The organism is Enterocloster alcoholdehydrogenati (genome assembly GCF_013282095.1).
Taxonomy (GTDB): Bacteria; Bacillota; Clostridia; order Lachnospirales; family Lachnospiraceae; genus Enterocloster; species Enterocloster alcoholdehydrogenati.
On sequence record NZ_BLTJ01000001.1, the window covers coordinates 145528 to 167084 of the forward strand.

The 21557-nt window shown below is 48.6% G+C and carries 21 protein-coding genes; 19 read left to right on the plus strand and 2 right to left on the minus strand.

Annotated elements, in window-relative coordinates; all coding sequences use genetic code 11:
- Positions 1-39 precede the first annotated feature (39 nt).
- The 18 genes from radC to HW447_RS00775 all read left to right on the plus strand — a co-directional run bounded on the left by radC (position 40) and on the right by HW447_RS00775 (position 16346).
- On the plus strand, positions 40-735 hold the full coding sequence (gene radC / locus HW447_RS00690) for a RadC family protein (protein ID WP_176253398.1): 696 nt from the start codon (positions 40-42) through the stop codon (positions 733-735).
- Between the two features lie 29 nt (positions 736-764).
- A complete protein-coding gene (gene mreC, locus HW447_RS00695; protein WP_176253399.1) occupies positions 765-1610 on the plus strand; it encodes a rod shape-determining protein MreC in 846 nt (281 codons plus the stop codon).
- The gene (mreD, locus tag HW447_RS00700) at positions 1607-2143 is read left to right on the plus strand and encodes a rod shape-determining protein MreD (protein WP_176253400.1); all 537 of its coding nucleotides are present in this window, start codon (positions 1607-1609) and stop codon (positions 2141-2143) included. The genes mreC and mreD overlap by 4 nt, the downstream gene beginning before the upstream one ends.
- Positions 2136-5069 (plus strand): penicillin-binding transpeptidase domain-containing protein, encoded by a 2934-nt coding sequence (locus HW447_RS00705; RefSeq protein ID WP_176253401.1) that lies wholly within the window; start codon positions 2136-2138, stop codon positions 5067-5069. The genes mreD and HW447_RS00705 overlap by 8 nt, the downstream gene beginning before the upstream one ends.
- 18 nt (positions 5070-5087) lie before the next feature.
- The gene (locus tag HW447_RS00710) at positions 5088-5750 is read left to right on the plus strand and encodes a septum site-determining protein MinC (protein WP_176253728.1); all 663 of its coding nucleotides are present in this window, start codon (positions 5088-5090) and stop codon (positions 5748-5750) included.
- Between the two features lie 118 nt (positions 5751-5868).
- Positions 5869-6660 carry a septum site-determining protein MinD gene (gene minD / locus HW447_RS00715; protein ID WP_176253402.1) on the plus strand — a complete coding sequence of 264 codons (792 nt, stop codon included), beginning with the start codon at positions 5869-5871 and terminating at the stop codon, positions 6658-6660.
- Positions 6661-6676: 16 nt separating this feature from the next.
- Positions 6677-6934 carry a cell division topological specificity factor MinE gene (gene minE, locus HW447_RS00720; protein WP_176253403.1) on the plus strand — a complete coding sequence of 86 codons (258 nt, stop codon included), beginning with the start codon at positions 6677-6679 and terminating at the stop codon, positions 6932-6934.
- Between the two features lies 1 nt (position 6935).
- Positions 6936-8057 (plus strand): FtsW/RodA/SpoVE family cell cycle protein, encoded by a 1122-nt coding sequence (locus HW447_RS00725; RefSeq protein WP_176253404.1) that lies wholly within the window; start codon positions 6936-6938, stop codon positions 8055-8057.
- A gap of 21 nt (positions 8058-8078) precedes the next feature.
- On the plus strand, positions 8079-8474 hold the full coding sequence (gene mgsA, locus HW447_RS00730; protein ID WP_176253405.1) for a methylglyoxal synthase: 396 nt from the start codon (positions 8079-8081) through the stop codon (positions 8472-8474).
- Positions 8474-9448, plus strand: a complete 975-nt coding sequence (locus HW447_RS00735; protein ID WP_176253406.1) for a D-alanyl-D-alanine carboxypeptidase family protein — start codon at positions 8474-8476, stop codon at positions 9446-9448. The genes mgsA and HW447_RS00735 overlap by 1 nt, the downstream gene beginning before the upstream one ends.
- Before the next feature lie 89 nt (positions 9449-9537).
- Positions 9538-9957 (plus strand): twitching motility protein PilT, encoded by a 420-nt coding sequence (locus HW447_RS00740; RefSeq protein WP_176253407.1) that lies wholly within the window; start codon positions 9538-9540, stop codon positions 9955-9957.
- 126 nt (positions 9958-10083) lie between these two features.
- Entirely contained in the window at positions 10084-11490 is a 1407-nt protein-coding gene (locus HW447_RS00745) for an HlyD family efflux transporter periplasmic adaptor subunit (RefSeq protein ID WP_176253408.1), read from the plus strand.
- Positions 11491-11557: 67 nt separating this feature from the next.
- Complete coding sequence (locus HW447_RS00750; protein ID WP_176253409.1) at positions 11558-12259, plus strand: YggS family pyridoxal phosphate-dependent enzyme; 702 nt, start codon at positions 11558-11560, stop codon at positions 12257-12259.
- Positions 12260-12293: 34 nt separating this feature from the next.
- Positions 12294-12812 (plus strand): cell division protein SepF, encoded by a 519-nt coding sequence (locus HW447_RS00755; protein WP_176253410.1) that lies wholly within the window; start codon positions 12294-12296, stop codon positions 12810-12812.
- Positions 12813-12947: 135 nt separating this feature from the next.
- Positions 12948-14036, plus strand: a complete 1089-nt coding sequence (aroB, locus tag HW447_RS00760) for a 3-dehydroquinate synthase (protein WP_176253411.1) — start codon at positions 12948-12950, stop codon at positions 14034-14036.
- A 41-nt stretch (positions 14037-14077) separates the two neighbouring features.
- Complete coding sequence (gene lspA / locus HW447_RS00765; RefSeq protein ID WP_176253412.1) at positions 14078-14608, plus strand: signal peptidase II; 531 nt, start codon at positions 14078-14080, stop codon at positions 14606-14608.
- Positions 14605-15516: an RluA family pseudouridine synthase gene (locus tag HW447_RS00770; RefSeq protein ID WP_176253413.1), complete on the plus strand. Its 912-nt coding sequence runs from the start codon at positions 14605-14607 to the stop codon at positions 15514-15516. Before lspA ends, HW447_RS00770 begins: the two co-directional genes overlap by 4 nt.
- Positions 15517-15707: 191 nt before the next feature.
- Positions 15708-16346: a cytidylate kinase-like family protein gene (locus HW447_RS00775; protein WP_176253414.1), complete on the plus strand. Its 639-nt coding sequence runs from the start codon at positions 15708-15710 to the stop codon at positions 16344-16346.
- A gap of 101 nt (positions 16347-16447) precedes the next feature.
- Here HW447_RS00775 and glmS read toward each other — a convergent pair whose 3' ends face one another.
- Positions 16448-18274: a glutamine--fructose-6-phosphate transaminase (isomerizing) gene (glmS, locus tag HW447_RS00780; protein WP_176253415.1), complete on the minus strand. Its 1827-nt coding sequence runs from the start codon at positions 18272-18274 to the stop codon at positions 16448-16450.
- Between the two features lie 536 nt (positions 18275-18810).
- On the opposite strand from glmS, the gene HW447_RS00785 reads away from it, so the two are divergent.
- Positions 18811-20802, plus strand: a complete 1992-nt coding sequence (locus tag HW447_RS00785; protein ID WP_176253416.1) for an LCP family protein — start codon at positions 18811-18813, stop codon at positions 20800-20802.
- Here HW447_RS00785 and HW447_RS00790 read toward each other — a convergent pair.
- Positions 20799-21536 carry a tRNA lysidine(34) synthetase gene (locus HW447_RS00790; protein WP_176253417.1) on the minus strand — a complete coding sequence of 246 codons (738 nt, stop codon included), beginning with the start codon at positions 21534-21536 and terminating at the stop codon, positions 20799-20801. The genes HW447_RS00785 and HW447_RS00790 overlap by 4 nt on opposite strands.
- Between the last annotated feature and the right edge of the window lie 21 nt (positions 21537-21557).

The following is a 21557-nucleotide window of genomic DNA, read 5'->3' on the forward strand; positions in this document are numbered from 1 at the left end:
TGAAAATGTACTTGGAGAGGTGCGTAGTCAGGAGAACAAATGGAAAGAATTACAATGAAGGATCTGCCAAAAGGGCAGCGTCCCTATGAAAAATGCATGGCACAGGGGCCAAAATCCCTGACAGACAGTGAGCTTTTAGCCGTAATCATACGGACCGGGAGCAGCAGCGCCACCTCGCTGGAGCTTGCAGAGAAGATCCTTTCCTGCGGCCAGAAGGGAGAAGGACTTTTAGGCCTTCTCCACTGCTCCTTACAGGAACTGCAGAAAATCCGTGGCGTAGGTCCTGTAAAAGCCATCCAGCTTTTATGTATCGGGGAACTTTCCAGGCGCATCTGGAAACAGAAAGCAGGCGGGCAGCCCGTGGCTTTTACCCAACCGGATCAGATCGCAGACTACTATATGGAAGATATGCGGCACCTGGAGCAGGAAGAGATCCGTGTTATGTACCTTAACACAAAACAGCACCTGATCCGGGATTTCCTTGTTTCCAGAGGCACCGTCAATGCCTCGGTGATCACACCCAGAGAGATCCTCATTGAGGGACTGCGCTGTCTGGCCGTGGGTATGATCCTGGTTCACAACCATCCAAGCGGCGATCCCGCTCCCAGCAGATCAGACAGGCTTCTGACCTGCCGGATCCGTGAAGCAGGAGAGGTGGTGGGGATTACTCTGATTGACCATCTGATCATCGGAGATAAGCGGTATTTAAGTTTCCGCCGCGAAAACCTGATGTAAATTAACACATGAAAGAGGAACGAATATTCATGGAATCAAAACGCAGCAAATATATCCTTTCCGGGCTGACCCTGCTTTGTATTCTGCTCATTGGGATCACCTCCTTAAAGGACGGTATTTTAGAGCCCCTAAGGACTGGCGTGGGATATTTTCTGATCCCAATCCAGACCGGAGTCAACCGGGTGGGAACCGGCCTGTACAATGAACTTACGGATTTAACCCGCCTAAAGACGGCTCTGTCCGAAAACGACAGTTTAAAAAACCAGGTAGCCCAGCTGACCGAGGAAAATAACCGTCTTCAGGCCCAGCAGTTTGAGTTAAACCGCCTGCGCCAGCTCTATGAACTGGATCAGGAATATATGCAGTACAACAAGATCGGTGCCAGGGTAATTGCCAGAGACTCCGAAAAATGGTTTCAGGTATTCCGGATCAACAAGGGTTCTGCCGACGGTGTAGCCGTGGATATGAACGTAGTAGCTGACGGCGGTCTGGTAGGCATTGTCACAGATGTGGGCGCCAACTATGCTACCGTCCGTTCCATTATTGACGATTCCAGCCGGGTAGGGGCCATGTCCGTGGATTCCTCCTATAACTGTATTGTTGCAGGCGATCTGACCCTCTATGAAGAAGGGCGGCTTAAGCTGACAGACTTTTCCAAGGATGCAGTCTTAAAGGACGGTGATCAGATCATTACCTCCAATATCAGTACCAAATTCCTTCCAGGTATTCTGATCGGCTATGCCGTGGACGTAACCATTGATCCGGATCACCTGACCCAGTCCGGCTACCTGATTCCGGCAGCGAATTTTGACAATCTTCAGGAGGTACTGATCCTGACGGATTTAAAAGAGGGAGAAGAGGTGGCAAACCAGTGACGACCAGCGCAAAGCTTAAGCAAATTCTTATCAATATAGGCTTTATCGTTCTGGCCTTTACTATCCAGAACTGTGTTTTCCCCCTGCTTCCCTTTCTGGCGGCAGTACCCAATCTGCTGCTGATCCTTACCTTTTCCTTTGGATTTATCCACGGAAAGAATGCAGGAATGTTTTACGGGGTCATTTCCGGCCTGCTTCTCGATCTGTTTTACAGCGGGCCTTTTGGCTTTTATACCCTGATTTACGTCTGGATCGGCTATTTTAACGGAATTTTTACAAAATATTACTACGAAGACTACATCACCCTGCCCCTGATCCTGAGTGTGGCAAACGGCCTGTGGTACTGTATGTACATTTATGTGTTCCGTTTCCTGATCCGTGGACGTTTAAACCTCCCTTATTATTTTATTAAAATCATGCTGCCGGAGATCATTTTCACAGCAGTCACCACCCTTCTCATATACCGTCTGTTTCTATCTGCCAGCCGGCGGGTGGAGGACATAGGAAAAAGGAGAGATACCACCATTGTTTGATGAACTGAGAGAAGTTGTAAAGGAATTTTTAAAAAGGCTCTGTTCCTCCAGGCTGTTCGCCCTGGCGGTGATCTTTACCATTATGTACGCAGGCCTTATAAGCAAGCTTTTTAACCTGCAGATCATCCAGGGAAATGATTACCAGGAATCCTATATGCAGCGCACGGAAAAGACGGTAACTACCCCTGGCACCCGCGGAAATATCTATGACCGCAACGGAAAGCTTCTGGCCTATAATGAACTGTCCTATTCTGTTACCCTTCAGGATCTGGGCGATTATCCAAAGCCGGCTGACCGCAACGCCATGATCTACCGTCTGGTTTCGATCCTGGAACGCCGAGGAGAGAAGGTAGAAGGAAAGCTTGAGATCGCCATGGATGAAAACGGACAGATGTATTTTACCACCTCATCCAATGCAGCCAAAAAGCGGTTCCTTCTTAATTTCTACGGAATTTCCGCTGAAAAGCTGGACGATGCAAGCGGACGCTATCGCTCGGATATTACGGCCAGAGAGGCCTTTGAACTGAAAAAAAGTTCCGGAAGAGACGGCTATAATCTGAATGAGATGAAGGATGAGAATGGCAATCCTCTGGAGCTTTCCGATCAGACAGCCTTAGATATGATCAACATTATCTATACCATGAAGCTGACGGAATTTCAGAAGTATGAGACCACTACAGTGGCCACCAATGTAAGCCAGGAGACCATGACTGAGATCAATGAGAATGCGGCTGATCTGAAAGGTGTTTCCGTAGAGGAAAGCTACATCCGCGTCTATAATGACAGCCTTTATTTCGCACCGATCATCGGCTACACCGGAAAGGTCCAGGAGGATCAGGTAGACAGCCTCAATGAGCAGTGGAGGGAAGAGGAAAACCAAAAAGGCAACAGCAAGACAAATGAAGATGAAAAGTATGACCTGAACGACGTAGTCGGGCGTATTGGCATTGAAAAATCCATGGAACTGGATCTTCAGGGAGAAAAGGGCTATACCAAAATGTATGTGGATAATATGGGACGTCCCAGAGAGATCATTGAACAGCAGGATGCCAGAGCGGGAAACGACGTCTATCTGACCATTGACCGCGATCTCCAGATTGCTACCTACAAGCTGATGGAGCAGCAGCTGGCCGGCATTATCACGAAATTTCTTGTAAATGAGGATGTGGATCCAGCCAGTGTAAAAGACGGTTCCAAAAAACCAATCCCTGTAAAAAATGCCTATTATCAGCTGATCAACAACAACGTTCTGTCCCTGGAGGCCATGTCCGCCCCCGATGCGTCTGCCGTTGAAAAGCAGATTTACAGCACCTATACCTCATCCAGAGACCGAATCCTGACAGATATTAAAAATGAGCTTTTAAGCTCCCATGCCAGCGCTATGAATGATCTGCCGGAGGATATGAAAAGCTATATGAATTACATCTACAGCTTTCTGGCCTCAGAGGATACGGGAATTGTTAAGCGTGATAAAATTGACACCGGCTCTCAGGAGTATCTGGCCTGGAAAGAAGGAACCATCAGCCTGCGTGATTATATCTACAGCGGCATCGCAGGAAGCTGGGTAGATACTACAAAGCTTGATTCTTCCAGCAAATATTCCAACGCCGACGATATTTATAACCAGCTGGTTGATTATATTATTTCCAGCCTTGAGGACGACGGCAGTTTTACCAAGCGTATGTTCCGTTATCTGATTAACGACAATGTGATCACCGGCAGTCAGCTGTGCCTGGCCCTCTTTGATCAGGGAGTCCTGGAGCCGGATCCTGCCGCCCAGGCAGCTCTGGCAGGCGGAGACAGTGTCTATACGTTTAATTTTATAAAAAAGAAGATATCCAATCTGGAGCTGACACCGGCCCAGCTGGCCTTAGATCCCTGCACCGCAGGCTGCGTTGTCACGGATGTGCGTACCGGCGAAGTTCTGGCCCTTGTATCCTACCCAAGCTATGACAACAACAAGATGTCCGGCAGTGTGGACGCCAACTACTTTGCAAAGCTTCAGAATGATATGTCCAATCCTCTGTACAACAACGCAACCCAGGCGATCAAGGCTCCAGGTTCCACCTTTAAGCCCATTACGGCAGTGGCTGCCCTGGAGGAAGGGGTAATCTCACTCTCAGATACAATTGAGTGTACCGGCGTCTATGAACTGGCAAATCCTCCCATCAGCTGTTGGATCGCTCCCGGACGCCATGGGGTGGAAGATATCGTAGCCGGTATTCAAAACTCCTGTAATGTGGTATTTGCGGAGCTGGGACACCGCTTAAGCCTTACCGAAGACGGCACCTATTCTCCGGAAAAGGGGCTTGCAGCGATCCGAAAATACGCCAGTATGTTTGGTCTTGATCATACCTCAGGCATTGAACTGCCTGAAACAGAGCCTCATCTGACGACGGAGGATCCTGAACGCTCTGCCATGGGACAGGGAACCAACTCCTACAGCAATGTGCAGCTTTCCAGATATATTGCTGCTGTGGCAAACCGCGGAACTGTCTTTGAATTAAGCCTTCTTGATAAGCTGACCGATTCCGACGGAAACCTCATTGAGGATTACACTCCAAAGGTCAGCTCGCAGATCGATGCCAAGACCTCAACCTGGGATGCCGTACAATCCGGTATCCGCCGCGTTATTACAGATGGTTCTGCCAAAAAAACATTTGCAGACTGTCCTGTGGAAGTGGCAGGAAAAACCGGTACGGCTCAGGAGGACAGAAGCCGGGCAAACCATGCTTTCTTTGTATCCTTTGCCCCTTACTCCAATCCTGAGATCGCGGTAACAGTAAATATTCCCTATGGCTATGCAGGAACCAACGCCGCCGCTCTGGGAAAACAGGTTTATGAATACTACTATGGTTATACCAGCTTTGAACAGATCATGGGCTCCGGCGCTTCCAGTGTGTCCGGCGAATCCAGCGGAGACTGATGAAAGAAGGTGATTATGATGCATAATGGGATCGTCATAAAAAGCAGCCGCGCTGGAATGACCGTGCTGCTTGATCCCTCGCTTCCCTTTGAGGAGCTTCTTGAGGCGGTTGCAAAAAAATTTAAAGACAGTGCAAAATTCTGGGGGGCGGTTCAGATGACCCTTACCCTGGAGGGGCGTACTCTGACCCCGGCCCAGGAGCTGGCAGTGGTCAACACCATCACGGAAAATTCCCAGATTGATATCCTCTGTCTCCTAGACACAGATGCACAGCGGATCGAACGCTGCGAAAAGGCGCTGAATGAAAAACTGATGGAGCTCAGTTCACAGACCGGCCAGTTTTACCGTGGTACCCTGCGCAGGGGAGACACTTTAGAATCTGAGGCCAGTATAATCGTGATCGGCGATGTAGAGCACGGAGCCAGAGTCACGGCCAAGGGAAATGTGATCGTTTTAGGAGAACTTCGAGGCACGGTCACAGCCGGACTTTCCGGCAATGACAGGGCAGTAGTCCTCGCATTTTCCATGGCTCCTTTTCAGCTGCGCATCGGCGGCTGTCAAAGTCCGGTCAATGAAAAACACCGCAGGCTGGGCCGAGGCCCCATGATTGCCATGGCAGAAAATGGCGAACTGGTTTTCCGTCCAGTGAAAAACAAGTCCCTTTTTGGGGAATTTAGCTGATATATGTAAAATTATGTTTAAGTGTATTAAATTTTTCTTGATTGGAAAAAAATACTGGTAAATTCACGAAATTTAATGTACAATAGACAGGTAAAGTTAATCTTTTCAGGAGGTCCATATGAGTGAAGTCATTGTGATTACTTCTGGAAAAGGCGGGGTAGGCAAAACGACTACTTCTGCTAATGTGGGAACAGGACTGGCCGTTCTGGGAAAACGCGTGGTACTGGTCGATACGGATATCGGCCTGCGCAACCTGGATGTGGTCATGGGCCTTGAAAACCGCATTGTCTACAATCTGGTAGACGTGGTAGAAGGAAACTGCCGTATGAAGCAGGCCCTGATAAGAGACAAAAGATATCCAAACCTTTACCTTCTGCCTGCGGCCCAGACACGGGACAAGACTGCGGTAAATCCGGAGCAGATGATCAAGCTGACAGAGGATCTGAAGGAAGACTTTGACTATATTCTTCTTGATTGTCCCGCAGGGATTGAGCAGGGCTTTTACAATGCCATTGCCGGAGCGGGACGGGCCCTTGTGGTCACCACACCCGAAGTCTCAGCCATCCGGGACGCTGACCGCATCATCGGACTTCTGGAGCATACCGGGATGGGAGAGATCGGTCTTGTGGTAAACCGGATCCGGGCGGATATGGTCCGCAGGGGAGACATGATGTCTCTGGCAGACGTTCAGGACATCCTGGCCGTGGACATCATCGGGGCCATTCCCGATGATGAGAATATTGTGATCTCCACCAACCAGGGAGAACCCCTGGTCGGTATGGGTTCCGCAGCCGGACGGGCTTACCTTAATGTATGCCGCAGGCTTCTGGGACAGAACATCCCCATTGAATCTCCGGGCGAGGCGGAAAGCTTCCTTGTGAGGCTGGCCAGAGTCCTCAAACGGGCATAGGAGGGGTGAGCAGAAAGTGAAAACCAGAAGTTCCAAAGATACAGCCAAATTCCGGCTGAAGCTTCTTCTTGTCTCAGACAAGGCAGGGTGTTCGCCGGAACTTATAAGGATGATTAAAGATGACATGATCCATGTCATTTCCAAATACATGGAGATAGAAAAGGATAATGTCCGCCTTTTGATGGATACAGACGGTTCCGGCTCCTGCCGGGGACTGCCGGTGCTCCAGGCAGATATACCCATACGCTCCATTTCCAATAAGGGGCTTTACTGATATGCTTTTTGATTACGATTTTAAAAATTACAACTTCCGTCTCCTCGCCTATATGACCGCTCTCAGCGTGATCGGCATCCTGGTAGTGCGCAGCGCAACCAACATGGACACGGAAGCAGTGACAAAACAGATGCTGGGCATCCTGGTGGGCATGGCCATCGCCATCTGCCTTTCTCTGGTAGACTACCACAAGATATTAAATTTCAGCACCGTCATCTATCTGATCTGCATCGGAAGCCTGGTGGCAGTGCTGGTCTGGGGCAAGTCCGTCAACAACGCCAGACGCTGGATTGAGGTGCCTGTGCTGGGACAGCTTCAGCCCTCCGAATTTGTAAAGATCGGCCTCATCATCACCTTTTCCTGGTATTTTATGAAATATCAGGAAAAGATTGATAAGGTCACTACCGTGGTACTGGCGGCAGTTCTCTTTGGAATTCCTGCCATGCTCATCTTTGAACAGCCGAACCTTTCCACCTGTCTTGTGACTCTGGTGATCGTGCTGGGCATCGTCTTTGCCAGCGGCATCAGTTACCGCTGGATCTTAGGCACCCTGGCAGCCGTGATCCCCATGGTGTCCACCTGTGTCTACCTTCTGCTTCACGGCATGATCCCTTTCATCAAGGAATATCAGGCCGGACGTATTCTGGCATGGTTCTATCCTGAACAGTATGGAGAAGCGCGTTATCAGCAGAACAATTCCATTATTGCCATTGGATCCGGACAGCTGAAAGGAAAAGGGCTATACAACACTACGATTGCATCTGTAAAAAACGGCAACTTTCTTTCCGAGGAGCAGACCGATTTCATCTTTGCCGTCATCGGCGAAGAGCTTGGTTTTATCGGCTGCGTCATCGTAATCGTGCTGTTTTTACTGATTGTATATGAATGTCTTATGATGGCAGCCAGGGCAAAAGATCTGTCCGGACGGCTGCTGTGTACCGGTATGGCTACGCTCATTGCGTTTCAGAGCTTTGCCAATATCGCAGTCGCCACCGGCATTTTCCCCAACACAGGACTTCCGCTTCCCTTTATCAGTTACGGAAGCAGTTCGCTGATCAGTATTTTTATCGGCATGGGCCTTGTGCTGAATGTGGGACTGCAGCGGGTACCACGACACTACTAAATCCTAAGGAGGGTTATGAATATGACAATAGGCTTGATCGCACATGACGCAAAGAAAAAACTGATGCAGAATTTCTGCATCGCATACAGAGGAATCTTAAGCAAACACTCCCTGTATGCCACCGGAACCACTGGAAGGCTGATCGAAGAGGTTGCCAATCTGAACATCCACAAGCACCTGGCAGGCCATCTGGGCGGTATCCAGCAGCTGGCGGCCCAGATCGAGCATAACGATATGGATCTTGTAATCTTTTTAAGAGATCCACTGATGCCAAAGTCTCATGAGCCGGATGTCAATGATGTGGTTCGTCTCTGCGACACCTACAACATTCCTCTGGCTACCAATCTGGCTACAGCAGAACTGTTGATTAAGGCTCTTGACCGGGGCGACATGGAGTGGAGAGAGGTTGACAGATAATGAAACACGGGCACTTCATGACCTGCTGCGCTCTTATTCTGGCGGGGTCTCTGGGGCTTTCGGGATGTTCTGCGGGACTGCCGGACGCCTATTCTCTAAGCAGCCGTCTGCCTGCACTTGTCTCTGACCTTGATTCGGATAAAGATTTTACAGATGGTTTTGCGGCAGATCTTTGCGTAGTTACAGATGAAAGCGCCTACGACCCTGGTTTTATCACATCCGAAGCGGGAGCGCTCTTTGATGTAAACAACCGTCAGACGCTTTACAGCAAGGATGCCTTTGAGACTATGTATCCGGCCAGCATCACCAAGGTGATGACGGCGCTGATTGCCATTAAATACGGCAATCTGGAGGATACGGTGACGGTTACTGAAGATGCTGTGATCAACGAGCCGGGAGCTACGCTCTGCGGCATTAAACCAGGAGATAAGCTTACCCTAGAGCAGCTCCTCTACGGCCTTATGCTCCCTTCGGGGAATGACGCTGCGGCTGCCATCGCGATTCATATGGACGGCAGCATTGAGGCCTTTGCAGACCAGATGAACGAAGAGGCAAGGAAACTGGGAGCGGTTGACAGCCATTTTGTCAATCCTCACGGCCTTCATTCAGAGAATCACTACACCACGGCTTATGACCTTTATTTGATTTTTAACGAGGCCTTCAAATACCCGGTCTTTCGTGAGATCATAGAGACAAAGTCCTATACTGCCAATTACACCAGTGCAGCCGGTGATAGCGTATCAAAAACCTGGAAGTGCAGCAACCAGTTTATCACAGGCGAGAGAGATACGCCACAAGGAGTTACTGTCCTCGGCGGAAAAACAGGTACTACAAAAGCAGCAGGCTACTGCCTGATCATAGCATCAAAGGATGACGCCACCGACGGAAATTATATATCCGTTGTTCTGAAATCAGACAGCCGTCCTCATCTTTATGATAATATGACAAATATAATTTCCAAAATCGTCAAATAGTGATTGCGTTCCGCATGAATTTGTACTATAATCAAGATAATCTTAATTGATTTTTTATACAACATATATAACTCAAGGAGGAGATAGGTATGGTTCAGATTATTGCAGGAAAAAAAGGTAAAGGCAAGACAAAACATCTGTTGGATATGGCCAATGCAGCAATCAAGGGAGCCAGCGGTACCGTTGTTTATCTGGATAAGAGCGCTCAGCATATGTATGAGTTAAACAACCGGATCCGTCTTATCAATGTGAATGAATTTCCGATCACACACAGCGAAGGATTTTTAGGATTTATCTGCGGTATTCTTTCCCAGGATCACGATCTTGAAACCATGTATCTTGACAGCTTCTTAAAGCTGGCGTGCTTAGAGGGAGCGGACATCTCCGAAACCTACGAGACATTGAAAAAACTCAGTGACAAATACCATGTAACCTTTGTATTAAGTATTTCTCTGGATGCCGATGAGCTTCCGGAAAATGCAAAGGGAGACGTGATTATTTCATTGTAATGATACATATTCTGTGATAAAATAGCAGACAGAACTTAGGCTGCCTGCCGCACAAGGTTTGAATGTTGCCTGGTGCGGCAGGCTGTTTTTTGCGAATAAGATTGAAAAAAGGAGAGCCTGTATTCCATGGCCAGTAAAAAGCGCAAGAAAAACCGGAAAATCATACCCTACAGACGCCCCCGCGCAGATATCGGCAGGCTTATCTTCGGCGTGATCTTTCTGTATCTGCTGATCAATATCTTCATCTATATGGGACACGATAAAATACAATTTTATGAGGTGGCGGAGGGCAGCATTGTAAATGACCGTCCCTACACAGGGCTGATTCTGCGTGAGGAACAGATCTACAATGCGGAAAACAGCGGTTATGTCAATTACTATCTGAGAGAAGGAAAAAGGGCGTCTGTGGGAGCCAGAATCTATTCTCTGGATGAAACCGGCCGTCTGGACTCCCTTTTAAAGGAGAACAGTGAGGGGGAGCAGTCATTAAGCGACGAGAATCTGTCTGACTTAAAAAAGCAGCTGTCCTCCTTTGTCCTTGCCCGTTCCGATGAGAATTTTGGAGCTATCTACGACGCCCGTTATGCCCTGGAGGCTGCCGTGATGGAGTATTCCAGTTTCAGTGCCCTGGATCAGTTAGATAAGATTGCCAAGGAATCCGGCGTTGTTTTTGAACAGGTTACTTCTCCCCAATCCGGAGTAGTATCTTACGGTTTTGATTCTTATGAGAGCCTGAAGCCGGAGGATGTGGAGATGGCATCCTTTAACCGCTCCTCTTATACAAAAAACCTCCGTAAATCCGGAGATCTGATTGAAAGCGGCTCACCTGTCTACAAGATTGCATCTTCTGAAAACTGGTCCATCGTTTTTCCGCTGTCGGAAGAAGATAAAAACCTGTATCAGGACAAGTCTTCCCTGACCGTAGAGTTTAAAGACCACAGCATTGAGACTCAAGCCGCCTTCTCCATCTTTACAGGAAAAGATGGCTCTTCCTTCGGCAGGCTGGACTTTAGCAAATATATGGCCCAATTTATCACAGACCGTTTTGTAAGCTTTGAGATCCGGCAGGATCAGGCGCGTGGGCTTAAGATCCCTGTAAGCGCAGTTACAGAGAAAAATTTCTATCAGATCCCTAAGGATTATGTCACTCTGGGCGGCGACAGTACAGATAATGGCGTCACAAAGGAGGTTTACGATGCTAGCGGAACAAACGCAGTCTTTACGCCCATTGATATCGGTTTCAGCGATGACGAGTTCTGCTATGTTGCAGTCAGTGATGACGGGCCTTTAAAGGCAGGCGATTACATCGTAAAACCGGATTCACAGGAACGTTACCAGATTGGCAGCACCAAGGCCTTAAAGGGTGTATACAACATCAATAAAGGCTATACAGTTTTTAAGGAAATCGAAATTTTGGACTCCAACAGTGAGTATTACACAATCAAACAGGGCAGCGGCTACGGACTTTCCGTATATGACCACATTGTAATGGACGCGTCTCTGGTCACAGAGGGACAGATCCTGTACCAGTGATTTTATTCGTCAAACCACAAAAAGGCAGCGTTTTCGGATGACTGCATTTCAAACAGGAGGAGAGCATATGTCAGAAATAAAGGAAAATCTGGAAATAGTCAGAGAACGTATTCGGGCTGCCTGCAGACGGGCAGGAAGGGACGAAAGCGAGGTAACGCTGATCGCAGTAAGCAAGACAAAGCCGGTTCCCATGCTTATGGAAGCCTATGAAGCCGGGGCCAGAGAGTTCGGAGAAAACAAGGTTCAGGAGATCCTGGCCAAACATTCAAATCTTCCAGGAGACACTCGTTGGCACATGATCGGTCATCTGCAGCGCAACAAGGTACATCAGGTTCTTGAAAAGGCGGCTCTGATCCATTCTGTCGATTCACTTCGTCTGGCAGAACAAATCGAGGCTGAGGCTGCAAAAAAAGGACTTGACGCCCAGATTCTTCTTGAAATCAATGTGGCAAAGGAAGAGAGCAAATATGGCTTTTTTATGGAGGAGGCAGAAGCGGCCATCCGTCATATCAGTCAGTTTTCCCACGTCCATATACGCGGGCTTATGACGATTGCACCTTTTGTTGAGAATCCAGAAGAAAATCGGACAATTTTTAAAAAATTATATCAATTTGCTGTTGACATAGGCAGGAAAAACATTGATAATGTTACTATGGATGTGCTTTCTATGGGAATGACTGGAGATTATGAGGTCGCTGTTGAAGAAGGCGCTACCATGGTAAGGGTCGGCACCGGTATTTTCGGTGAACGTCATTACGGCGCCGTGTAAGACGCGCCGATAGAGAGGAAATGGAGAGAGTAAAATGAGTCTGTTAGGTACGCTGATGAATACCATGAGATTAAATTCCGATGAGGATGATGAGGATTACTACCTGGACGATGACTTTGAAGAAGAGGTTCCCAAAAAGAGCTTTTTCTCAAGAAGGAATAATACAGATGAGGATGATTATGAAGAACCGCAGGAAAGATCGCGTTTTTCAGGACGTCCTACCCCAAAGGTAGTGCCTATGCGCCGTTCCGGCATGGAGGTAACGATGGTAAAGCCTACCTCCATGGAAAGTTCCAAGGATATCTGCAATTACCTGTTATCCGGAAAAGCAGTTGTCCTCAATATGGAAGGGATTCATATGGAAGTAGCCCAGAGGATCATTGATTTTGTATCTGGGGCCGCTTATTCCATGGATGGAAACCTTCAGCGGATTTCCAACTATATTTTTATCGTTACGCCAAATTCGGTTGAGTTATCCGGAGATTTTCAGGATATGCTGGCTGCCGGTGAGGTATCTGGCATGGATATGTCCGGTATGACTATCCGGATCTAATTACATAGGCAAACAGATCACGGAGGCTGCTGCGATCGGAAGAGTTCATTTCCGGCAGCAGCCCCCGTTTTTCTGTTTGCTCCCGGATTTTTGGTCATCCGGGCATACATCCATGATAACAGGAGGAAAACAGCAGTGACAGATCGATTAACCATATGCAGGAATGGCGATCCCATTTATGATATCTGTATGAAAACGTCCTTTGATGGTCTAAAAAAAGAAATGGAAGCCTTTGCTCTCAGGGATCACAAAATTTGTATCGTTACGGATTCCAATGTGGCTGCGCTGTATTTGGAAGAGGTAAAAGCAGTTCTTTCCCAGTGCTGCAGCAAAATATCTGTTTTTATTTTCCCGGCAGGAGAGGAAAATAAAAACCTGAACACGGTAAAGGAGCTCTATGAGCACCTGATTAGAGAACATTTTGACCGCAAGGATATGCTGGCTGCTCTGGGAGGTGGCGTCACTGGAGATCTCTGTGGCTTCGCAGCAGCCACCTATCTTCGGGGAATTGATTTTATCCAAATTCCCACCACCCTGCTGTCCCAGGTGGATTCCAGCATCGGCGGAAAGACGGGCGTAGACTTTGACGCCTATAAAAACATGGTGGGGGCCTTTCATATGCCACGACTGGTATATACAAACCTGGAAGCCCTTCTGACGCTGCCGAAAGAGCAGTTTTCCTCTGGCATGGGTGAGGTGATAAAACATGGGCTGATCCGTGATAAAGCCTACTATCAGTGGCTGAAGGACAACCATGACGCCATCATGGCCCGTGATCTTTCTGTATGCCGGGAAATGGTCTTTTGGAGCAATGAAATCAAAAAAGCAGTGGTGGAAAAGGATCCTACCGAGCAGGGAGAACGGGCTTATCTGAACTTCGGCCATACTCTGGGCCATGCGGTGGAAAAGCTGAAGGATTTTTCCCTGCTCCACGGCCATTGTGTGGGGCTGGGATGCGTGGCGGCTGCCAGGATCTGCCATTTAAAAGGCTTACTTACCTGGCAGGAGGAGATGGATATACGCGAAACCATGGAACGCTTTGGGATCCCTGTGACCGTAAACGGACTTAGCTGGGATGCAGTATACCAGGCAACGAAGAGCGACAAAAAGATGGATTCCGGATCCGTGAAATTTATACTCTTAAAAAAAATCGGGGAAGCCTATGCAGACTGCACTCTGACAGAGCAGGAGATACAGGCCGGCTTTGATGCCGTCTCCGTTTAAGGAAGTTTCTGTATTTAAATTTTACAAAAAGGAGCAACAATATGAACTCAAAAAGACGTTCCCTTCTGGTAAGCTCTTTCATCGGCTTTGCGATCCTGGTGGGGCTGGACCAGTGGACTAAGGGCCTGGCCGTCCACTATTTAAAAGGACAGGAGCCTTTTGTTTTAATCAAGGGCGTATTTGAACTTTCCTATCTTGAAAACAGGGGCGCCGCCTTTGGCATGATGCAGAACCGGCAGATTTTTTTCTTTTTCATCGCCGCTGTGGTGCTGGCGGCCATTCTGTATATGATGTGGCGGATGCCAGAGGACAAAAGATACCGTCCTCTGGCTGTGTGTCTGATGTTAGTAGCCGCTGGAGCTGTTGGAAATATGATCGACCGGGTTTCACAGGGTTTTGTGGTAGATTTTCTCTACTTCTGCCTTATTGATTTTCCCGTATTTAATGTAGCAGACTGCTATGTAACCATAGCGGCCTTCTGTCTGGTAATCCTGGTGATGTTCTATTACAGCGACGAGGATCTGGCCTGTTTCCAGCCGGGCAGAAAAGCGGGAAAGGAGCAGGACTCTTGAAACAGGATATCTATGTAGGCGAACAGGAGGGCGGGGTGCGGATCGACAAATATCTGGCTGACACAGCCGGACAGCTGAGCCGTTCCTATATCCAGAAGCTGTTAAAGGAGGGCCGCGTCCTGGTAAACGGAAAGACTGTAAAAGCCAGCTATGTAGTAGAGGATGAGGATGTTCTTTCCATGGATATTCCTGAGGCCGTAGAGCCGGAGATTGAGCCGGAGGCTATGGAGCTTGATATCCTATATGAGGACGATGATGTGATCCTGATCAACAAACCAAAGGGAATGGTGGTTCATCCCGCAGCGGGGCACTATTCCCATACACTGGTAAACGGCCTGATGTACCACTGTCTGGGCAATCTTTCGGGTATCAACGGCGTTCTGAGGCCGGGGATCGTTCACCGGATCGACATGGACACTACTGGAGTCCTGATTGTCTGTAAAAATGATATGGCGCACAATTCCATTGCAGCCCAGTTAAAGGAACATTCCATCACCAGGCGGTATCAGGCCATTGTCCATGGGGTCATAAAAGAAGATGAGGGAAGCATCGACGCCCCCATTGGCCGTCACCCTGTAGAGCGAAAAAAAATGAGCATCAACTATAACAATGGAAAGCCCGCGGTAACTCATTATAAGGTATTGACCCGTTTTAAGGATTTTACCCATGTAGAATGTCGGCTGGAAACCGGGCGGACGCATCAGATACGGGTTCATATGGCCAGCATCCGCCATCCCCTCTTAGGCGACTGTGTTTACGGCCCGGCCAGATGTCCGGTACCTGGGCTGACCGGCCAGACCCTTCATGCGGGCGTTCTTGGTTTTATTCATCCAAGAACCGGAGCCTATATGGAGTTTTCAGCCCCCCTTCCTGATTATTTTAGTAAGCTTCTGCGAACGCTGCCCTAAAAAACGGAAACGTTTGCAATTAGACACAATTGTCTGTTTTTATCACTCTTGTCTAATAACGTATTGCATTTTTTATTTTTTTTGTATATTTCTGTGTACTTTTCTGAATTTTTGAGTTATAATATCTACATGGCAGAGAGATCAGTGGACGGTTTCGTTCCTGTGCGAGGCCAGAGAAAGGGGTATGTAGAATGTCAGGAAATCTTATTATTACGATCGGCAGACAAAGTGGCAGCGGCGGAAAATTGATCGGAGAAAAGCTGGCGGAAAAGATGGGGGTTAAGTGTTATGACAAAGAACTTCTTTCACAGGCAGCAAAGCACAGCGGACTTTGTCAGGAATTATTCGAGAAACATGACGAGCGTCCCACCAGCAGCTTTTTATATTCTCTGGTAATGGATTCTTACTCTATGGGCTATGCAGCGGCAGGCTACTCCGATATGCCTATTAACCACAAGATATTCCTCGCTCAGTTCGATACCATCAAGAAACTGGCAGACGAGGAATCCTGCGTGATCATCGGACGGTGTGCTGACTACGCACTGGAGGATTATCCCAATGTAGTCAGCGTATTTATCGCAGGAGATGAGAAGGATAAGCTGGAACGGATCAAAACTCTGTACAATCTGAATGAAGATAGGGCCAAGGAAGTGATCGTAAAGACTGATAAGAAACGTTCCAGCTACTACAATTACTATTCCAACAAGCGTTGGGGAGATCCAAGAAGCTATGATTTGTGTTTAAACAGCAGCTCTGTAGGTCCTGATGGAGCGGTTGAGGCTATTTTGGCTTTCGCAAAGCTAAAACAGCAGTGGAAGAACCGCAAATAGGATTCCTGTCCCATGACATTTGATGAAAAAGCTTCCCAGGAAGGGCGGCCGGATATTACAGCCCGGCCTTCCGGGAAAGCTTTTTTGCGTCCGTATTCTTTTTATTCCACCGTAACGGATTTTGCCAGATTCCTGGGCTGATCTACGTTTAACCCCTTTCCTACAGAAGCATAGTATGCAATCAGCTGCAGCACGGCAGCAATGGGAAATACGGTGAAACGGTCTGCAATCTCAGGAATACGGATATGCAGGTCTGCCAGTCCGTCCTCCACCATGGCGCTTTCTTTGGTAAGAAGGATCACATAGGCTCCCCTGGCCTTTACCTCCCTGACATTGGAAATAGTTTTTGCAAAAATATGCTCCTGAGTGGCAATGGCGATCACCGGAACCTGATCGGAAATCAGGGCAATGGTGCCGTGTTTCAGTTCACCGGCCGCATATGCCTCCGCATGAATATAAGAAATCTCCTTCAGCTTTAAGGCGCCTTCCAGTGAAAATGTATAGTCCAGACCCCGGCCAATGAAAAAGGCGTCACGGCTGTGAATCAGCGGGCTCACGGCCTCTCGAATCATTTCGTGGCCGCGGATCACGGTTTCCATGGCAGGGGCTGACTCCAAAAGCGCTTTTACAAACTCTGCTGCCTGTATATTGTCATAGACACCTCTTACATAGGCCATGCGGCAGCAGATCAGATAGAGGGAGGCCAGCTGTACGGAGTAGGCCTTGGTACTGGCCACAGCGATTTCAGGCCCTGCATGGGTATAAAATACATAGTCGCTTTCCCTTGCGATAGTAGAACCCTTTACATTGACCACGGCAATGGTAGGAGCATGGCAGGATCGGGCCAGACGCATGGCTGCCAATGTGTCGATGGTCTCGCCGGACTGGGAAATCACAAGAACCAGAGTATGCTCGTCAATCAGCGGTGTCTCATATCTAAATTCCGAGGCGATGGAAACTGCGGCAGGCAGACGCAGCACTGGTTCCAAGAAAGCCCTGGCAGCCATTCCCGCGTGCATGGCCGTGCCGCAGGCCACAATCTGGATCCGGCTGCAGCCTTTTAAGATTTCATCGGGGATCCCGTCGTCTGTCAGGTCTGGGATTCCTTTATTCAGGCGGGGGAGAATCGTGTTTTTAAGCGCCTCCGGCTGCTCGTGGATCTCTTTCAGCATAAAATAGGGGTAGCCGTTTTTCATAGCGGCGTCCACATTCCAGCTGACAGCCAGCATCTCTGGTTCTACCCGGTTATATTCCATATCATAAACCCTGATCTTATAGGGAGTGAGGCGCACGATATGGTTTTCCGGGACCACGAAGTATTCTTTCGTATAAGGAATAAGAGCCGTAAGATCTGAAGCAGCCATGGCCCCTGAGGGAGTATAGGCAGCCACCAGAGGGCTTACGCTGCGCACTGCATATATTTCCCCCGGACGGTCGTCAAAGAGGATGCAGAAGGCGTATGATCCCTTTAATTCTCTGACAAAATGGCGAATGGCAATCAAAGGGTCATTCCCAAACCGTTCATAGAAAACATTCAGAACGCCGGCAGCCACCTCGCTGTCCGTCTGAGATCTCAAAAGACCCTCAAGGCCATAATCCGCCGTCAGCTTATGATAATTTTCTATGATCCCGTTATGGATCAGGGTTACGCCTCCCTGACGGTGGGGATGGGCGTTTTCATCGGTAACACCGCCATGGGTAGCCCAGCGTGTATGGCCGATTCCGCAGTGAGAGGTTTCTCTGTCTCCTGACACTGCTTCCTTCAGAACAGCCACCTTTCCCTTTTTCTTAATGAGACGAAGCTTGGATTCTCCGTCAAAATAGGCAATTCCCGCGCTGTCATAGCCCCTGTATTCCAGACCTGAAAGGCCGTTTAAGAGAACCTCCTTTGCCTCCAGAGGTCCTGTATATCCAATAATTCCGCACATATTTCTTTCCTTTCCGGTAAATCCAGGCAAAAGTGCGTACACAAACAAAGGGACACGCCTTTTGATCCGCCTTCCTTTTTGCTGCCTGTATTTACCTTTGCAAGTTTCCTGTCTGTCCCGGTTATACCGGCTTTGTTTTGCAGTTGCCTGCATATTTTCCGATATATACACGCCCGGGCGGCATGGGAGAGCACCCGCCGAATCCTTCGATCATCTCTCCACCTCGTTAACCTTTCCGGATCAGATTTTTCGTCTGTTTCACGTTCCCGGTAAGGTACCTGGCGCTATAGCTATACTATTCCCTCCGCTTCCTCCCTTAAAAAGCAGATCCCGATTATTATAGCTCACTCTATTTTATGCGTCAACTGCAAATTGCGGGCCCTGGCGCAGCCCGTACAAAAACACAGATGCCGGCGGCGGTCTGCTGTGAAAATCATTTGCGACTTAAGCATTCTGTAAGACTTTATGGCTGTATTTATCTGTTCCCCTGTGGTAGAATAGCAGGTAGAGCAAAAATAAAACAGAGGTGAACATCTATGAATTACCATGACAATAAAGACGAGCTCCAGCGAATGCAAAACCGGCGCCAAACCAGGCGACCGCCTGTATCTGGAGGAGCCGTTCCCAGGCCAAAGGCCAATTCCCGCTTGGAGCGCAGCCGGACAGAAACGTTTGATCCGATAGATGACGCTTATTTTGAAGAAGAATATGGCTATGATGATGAAGGGGACGGATTAAATATTCCATTTTCTGATCCAGTCAGCTCAAAAACTCAGAGTTTTTCCGCACAGCGGACAGGAGAGCAGTATCGGAGGCAGACGGCAGGTTCCGGACGCGGCAGCCGGACGCCGGTTCGGAACGTTCAGGCAAAATCTGCCGGCCAGCGCAGAGCGTCCCAGTATTCCCGCGAAACAGACTCTGGACAAAGCCGTGCTTCTTCCCGCACCGTCCAGAGAGTTTCCCAGACAGGCAGTTCCCGAAAATCTGCGTCCAGGCGCACAGCTGTTTCTGAACGCGCAGCCGTGCCCAAAGGAGGCCAAAGAACCAGATCCGGCAATCCGCGTCCCCGAAAAAGCAAACGCAGAAAAAAGTGGCCGGCAATTCTGCTTGTGCTTCTTATCGCTTTTACCGCCTATGGCGGCTGGCTTTTTCTCCATAAGCCCACTGGCACCTGGACAGTTGCCGTATTCGGCGTAGACAGCCGTGACGGCAACACCAAGAAAGCCCTGGCTGATGTGCAGATGATCTGCACCCTGGATCGGGAGACAGGTGAGATCCGGCTGGTCAGCGTATACCGTGATACATATTTAAAGATCGACTCCAAGGGCACGTACCATAAGATCAATGAAGCTTATTTTAAGGGCGGTCAGAAACAGGCGGTAGACGCTCTGGCAGAGAATCTGGATCTGGACATTGACGATTATGCTACCTTTAACTGGAAAGCCGTAGCGGAGGCGATCAACGTCCTGGGCGGTATTGACCTGGAGATCACGCCAGCTGAATTTAAATATATCAACGCCTTTATTACTGAAACGGTAAATTCCACCGGCCTTGGCTCTGTACAGCTTAAACAGGCCGGCCCCAACCATTTAGATGGGGTACAGGCAGTTGCCTACTGCCGGCTGCGCCTTATGGATACGGATTTCCAACGCACGGAACGGCAGCGCAAGGTGATCACTCTGGCTCTTGAAAAGGCCAGACAGGCCGATGCGGCCACGCTTACCAGTCTGGCAAAGGCCATCCTGCCTCAGATTTCCACCAGCGTGGGTATTGATGATGTGCTGCCCCTTGTAAAGGATATCAGCAGATATCATATTGCAGATACTGCCGGTTTCCCCTTTTCACGGGAAACCAAGCGGGTTGGGAAGATGGACTGTGTAATTCCCACAACCCTGGAGAGCAATGTAATTCAGCTTCATCACTTCCTCTATGGAGAAAATACACTGTACAGCCCGTCCTCGGCAGTAAAAAAGATAAGCGCGCATATTTCTGAGGAAACCGGCCTGTATGAAGAAGGAAAAGCAGCTCCCTCCAGCTCTTCCGGCAAGAATTCTTCTGGAAGCGGCTCTTCTGGAAAACAGACAGAAAGCAGCCAAAAGGCAACACAGCCTTCGGTTCCGGAAACATCCACCTCCCAGACAGAAGAAAGTGCCAAGAAAGAGGAGACTGCCTCCACAGAGGAGACCACAGAAACGGTCAATGTAAAGGAAAGTGAAAAAGAAACGGAGGAGACAGAAAAAGAAGAGGAGAAATCAGAAAATTGGGGCCCTGGAAACAATTCGGGTGATAAAACCGATTCCTCCGATAAAACGGAACCAACCAGCGACATAAATCATTCTGTTCCCAATACGGACGGCCCTTCAGAAACACACTCCGGAACAAATAAAGGGCCTGGAGAGAGTTCTGGTTCAGGAATCAGTTCAAACGGCCCCGGCAGTGTTTCTGATAAAGAAAATACAGGAAACAACGGGCCGGGAGGCTCCAGCTCTCAGAGCAGTTTTGAAAATTCCGGCGGTCCGGGAGTTTAATTCTCCCGGAGATCAGCCTTTTTTGTCCAGCCCGGTATATTTCCATCTGTGATAGCTCGAAAAAGACAATTCTTAATATGAGGATTGTCTTTTTGCAGTTTCTGTATCAATTCCTTGAGGTACTGCCGCTTTGTATAACCATCCATGGGGCAGGGATTCTTGCATACAGGCAGCTGGTATTTATTTTTAAAGCCGATCACATCTGCCTCCGACACAAAAATCATGGGGCGGATCACCCGCAGATCCATACGTTCTAAATAGGTATTGGGCGGAAAGCAGTAAAACCGGCCCTCATAGAAAAGCGACATCATCATGGTTTCCATTACATCTTCTTTATGGTGGGCATAGGCGATTTTGTTGCAGCCCAGTTCTTTTGCTTTTTCATTAAGAGCACCTTTACGCATCTTAGCACAGAGAGAGCAGGGATTGGATTCCTTCCGTATGTCAAACAATACCGTTCCGATCTCTGTAGGAATCACATGATACGGAATTTCAAAGGTTTCACACAGAGCCTTTACCGGCTCAAGATCCATATTTTCCAGCCCCAGATCCACAGTAATTGCCGTCAGATCATATTTTTTAGGATAAAAGCGTCTCAAATGGTGGAGCGCATAGAGCAGTGTCAGACTGTCTTTTCCGCCGGAGACTCCCACTGCAATACGATCCCCTTCCTCAATCATACCATATGTATCCAGAGCCTGACGCACCAGGCTTAATAAACGCTGCAGTTTCATTTTTATAACCCTTTCTTACAG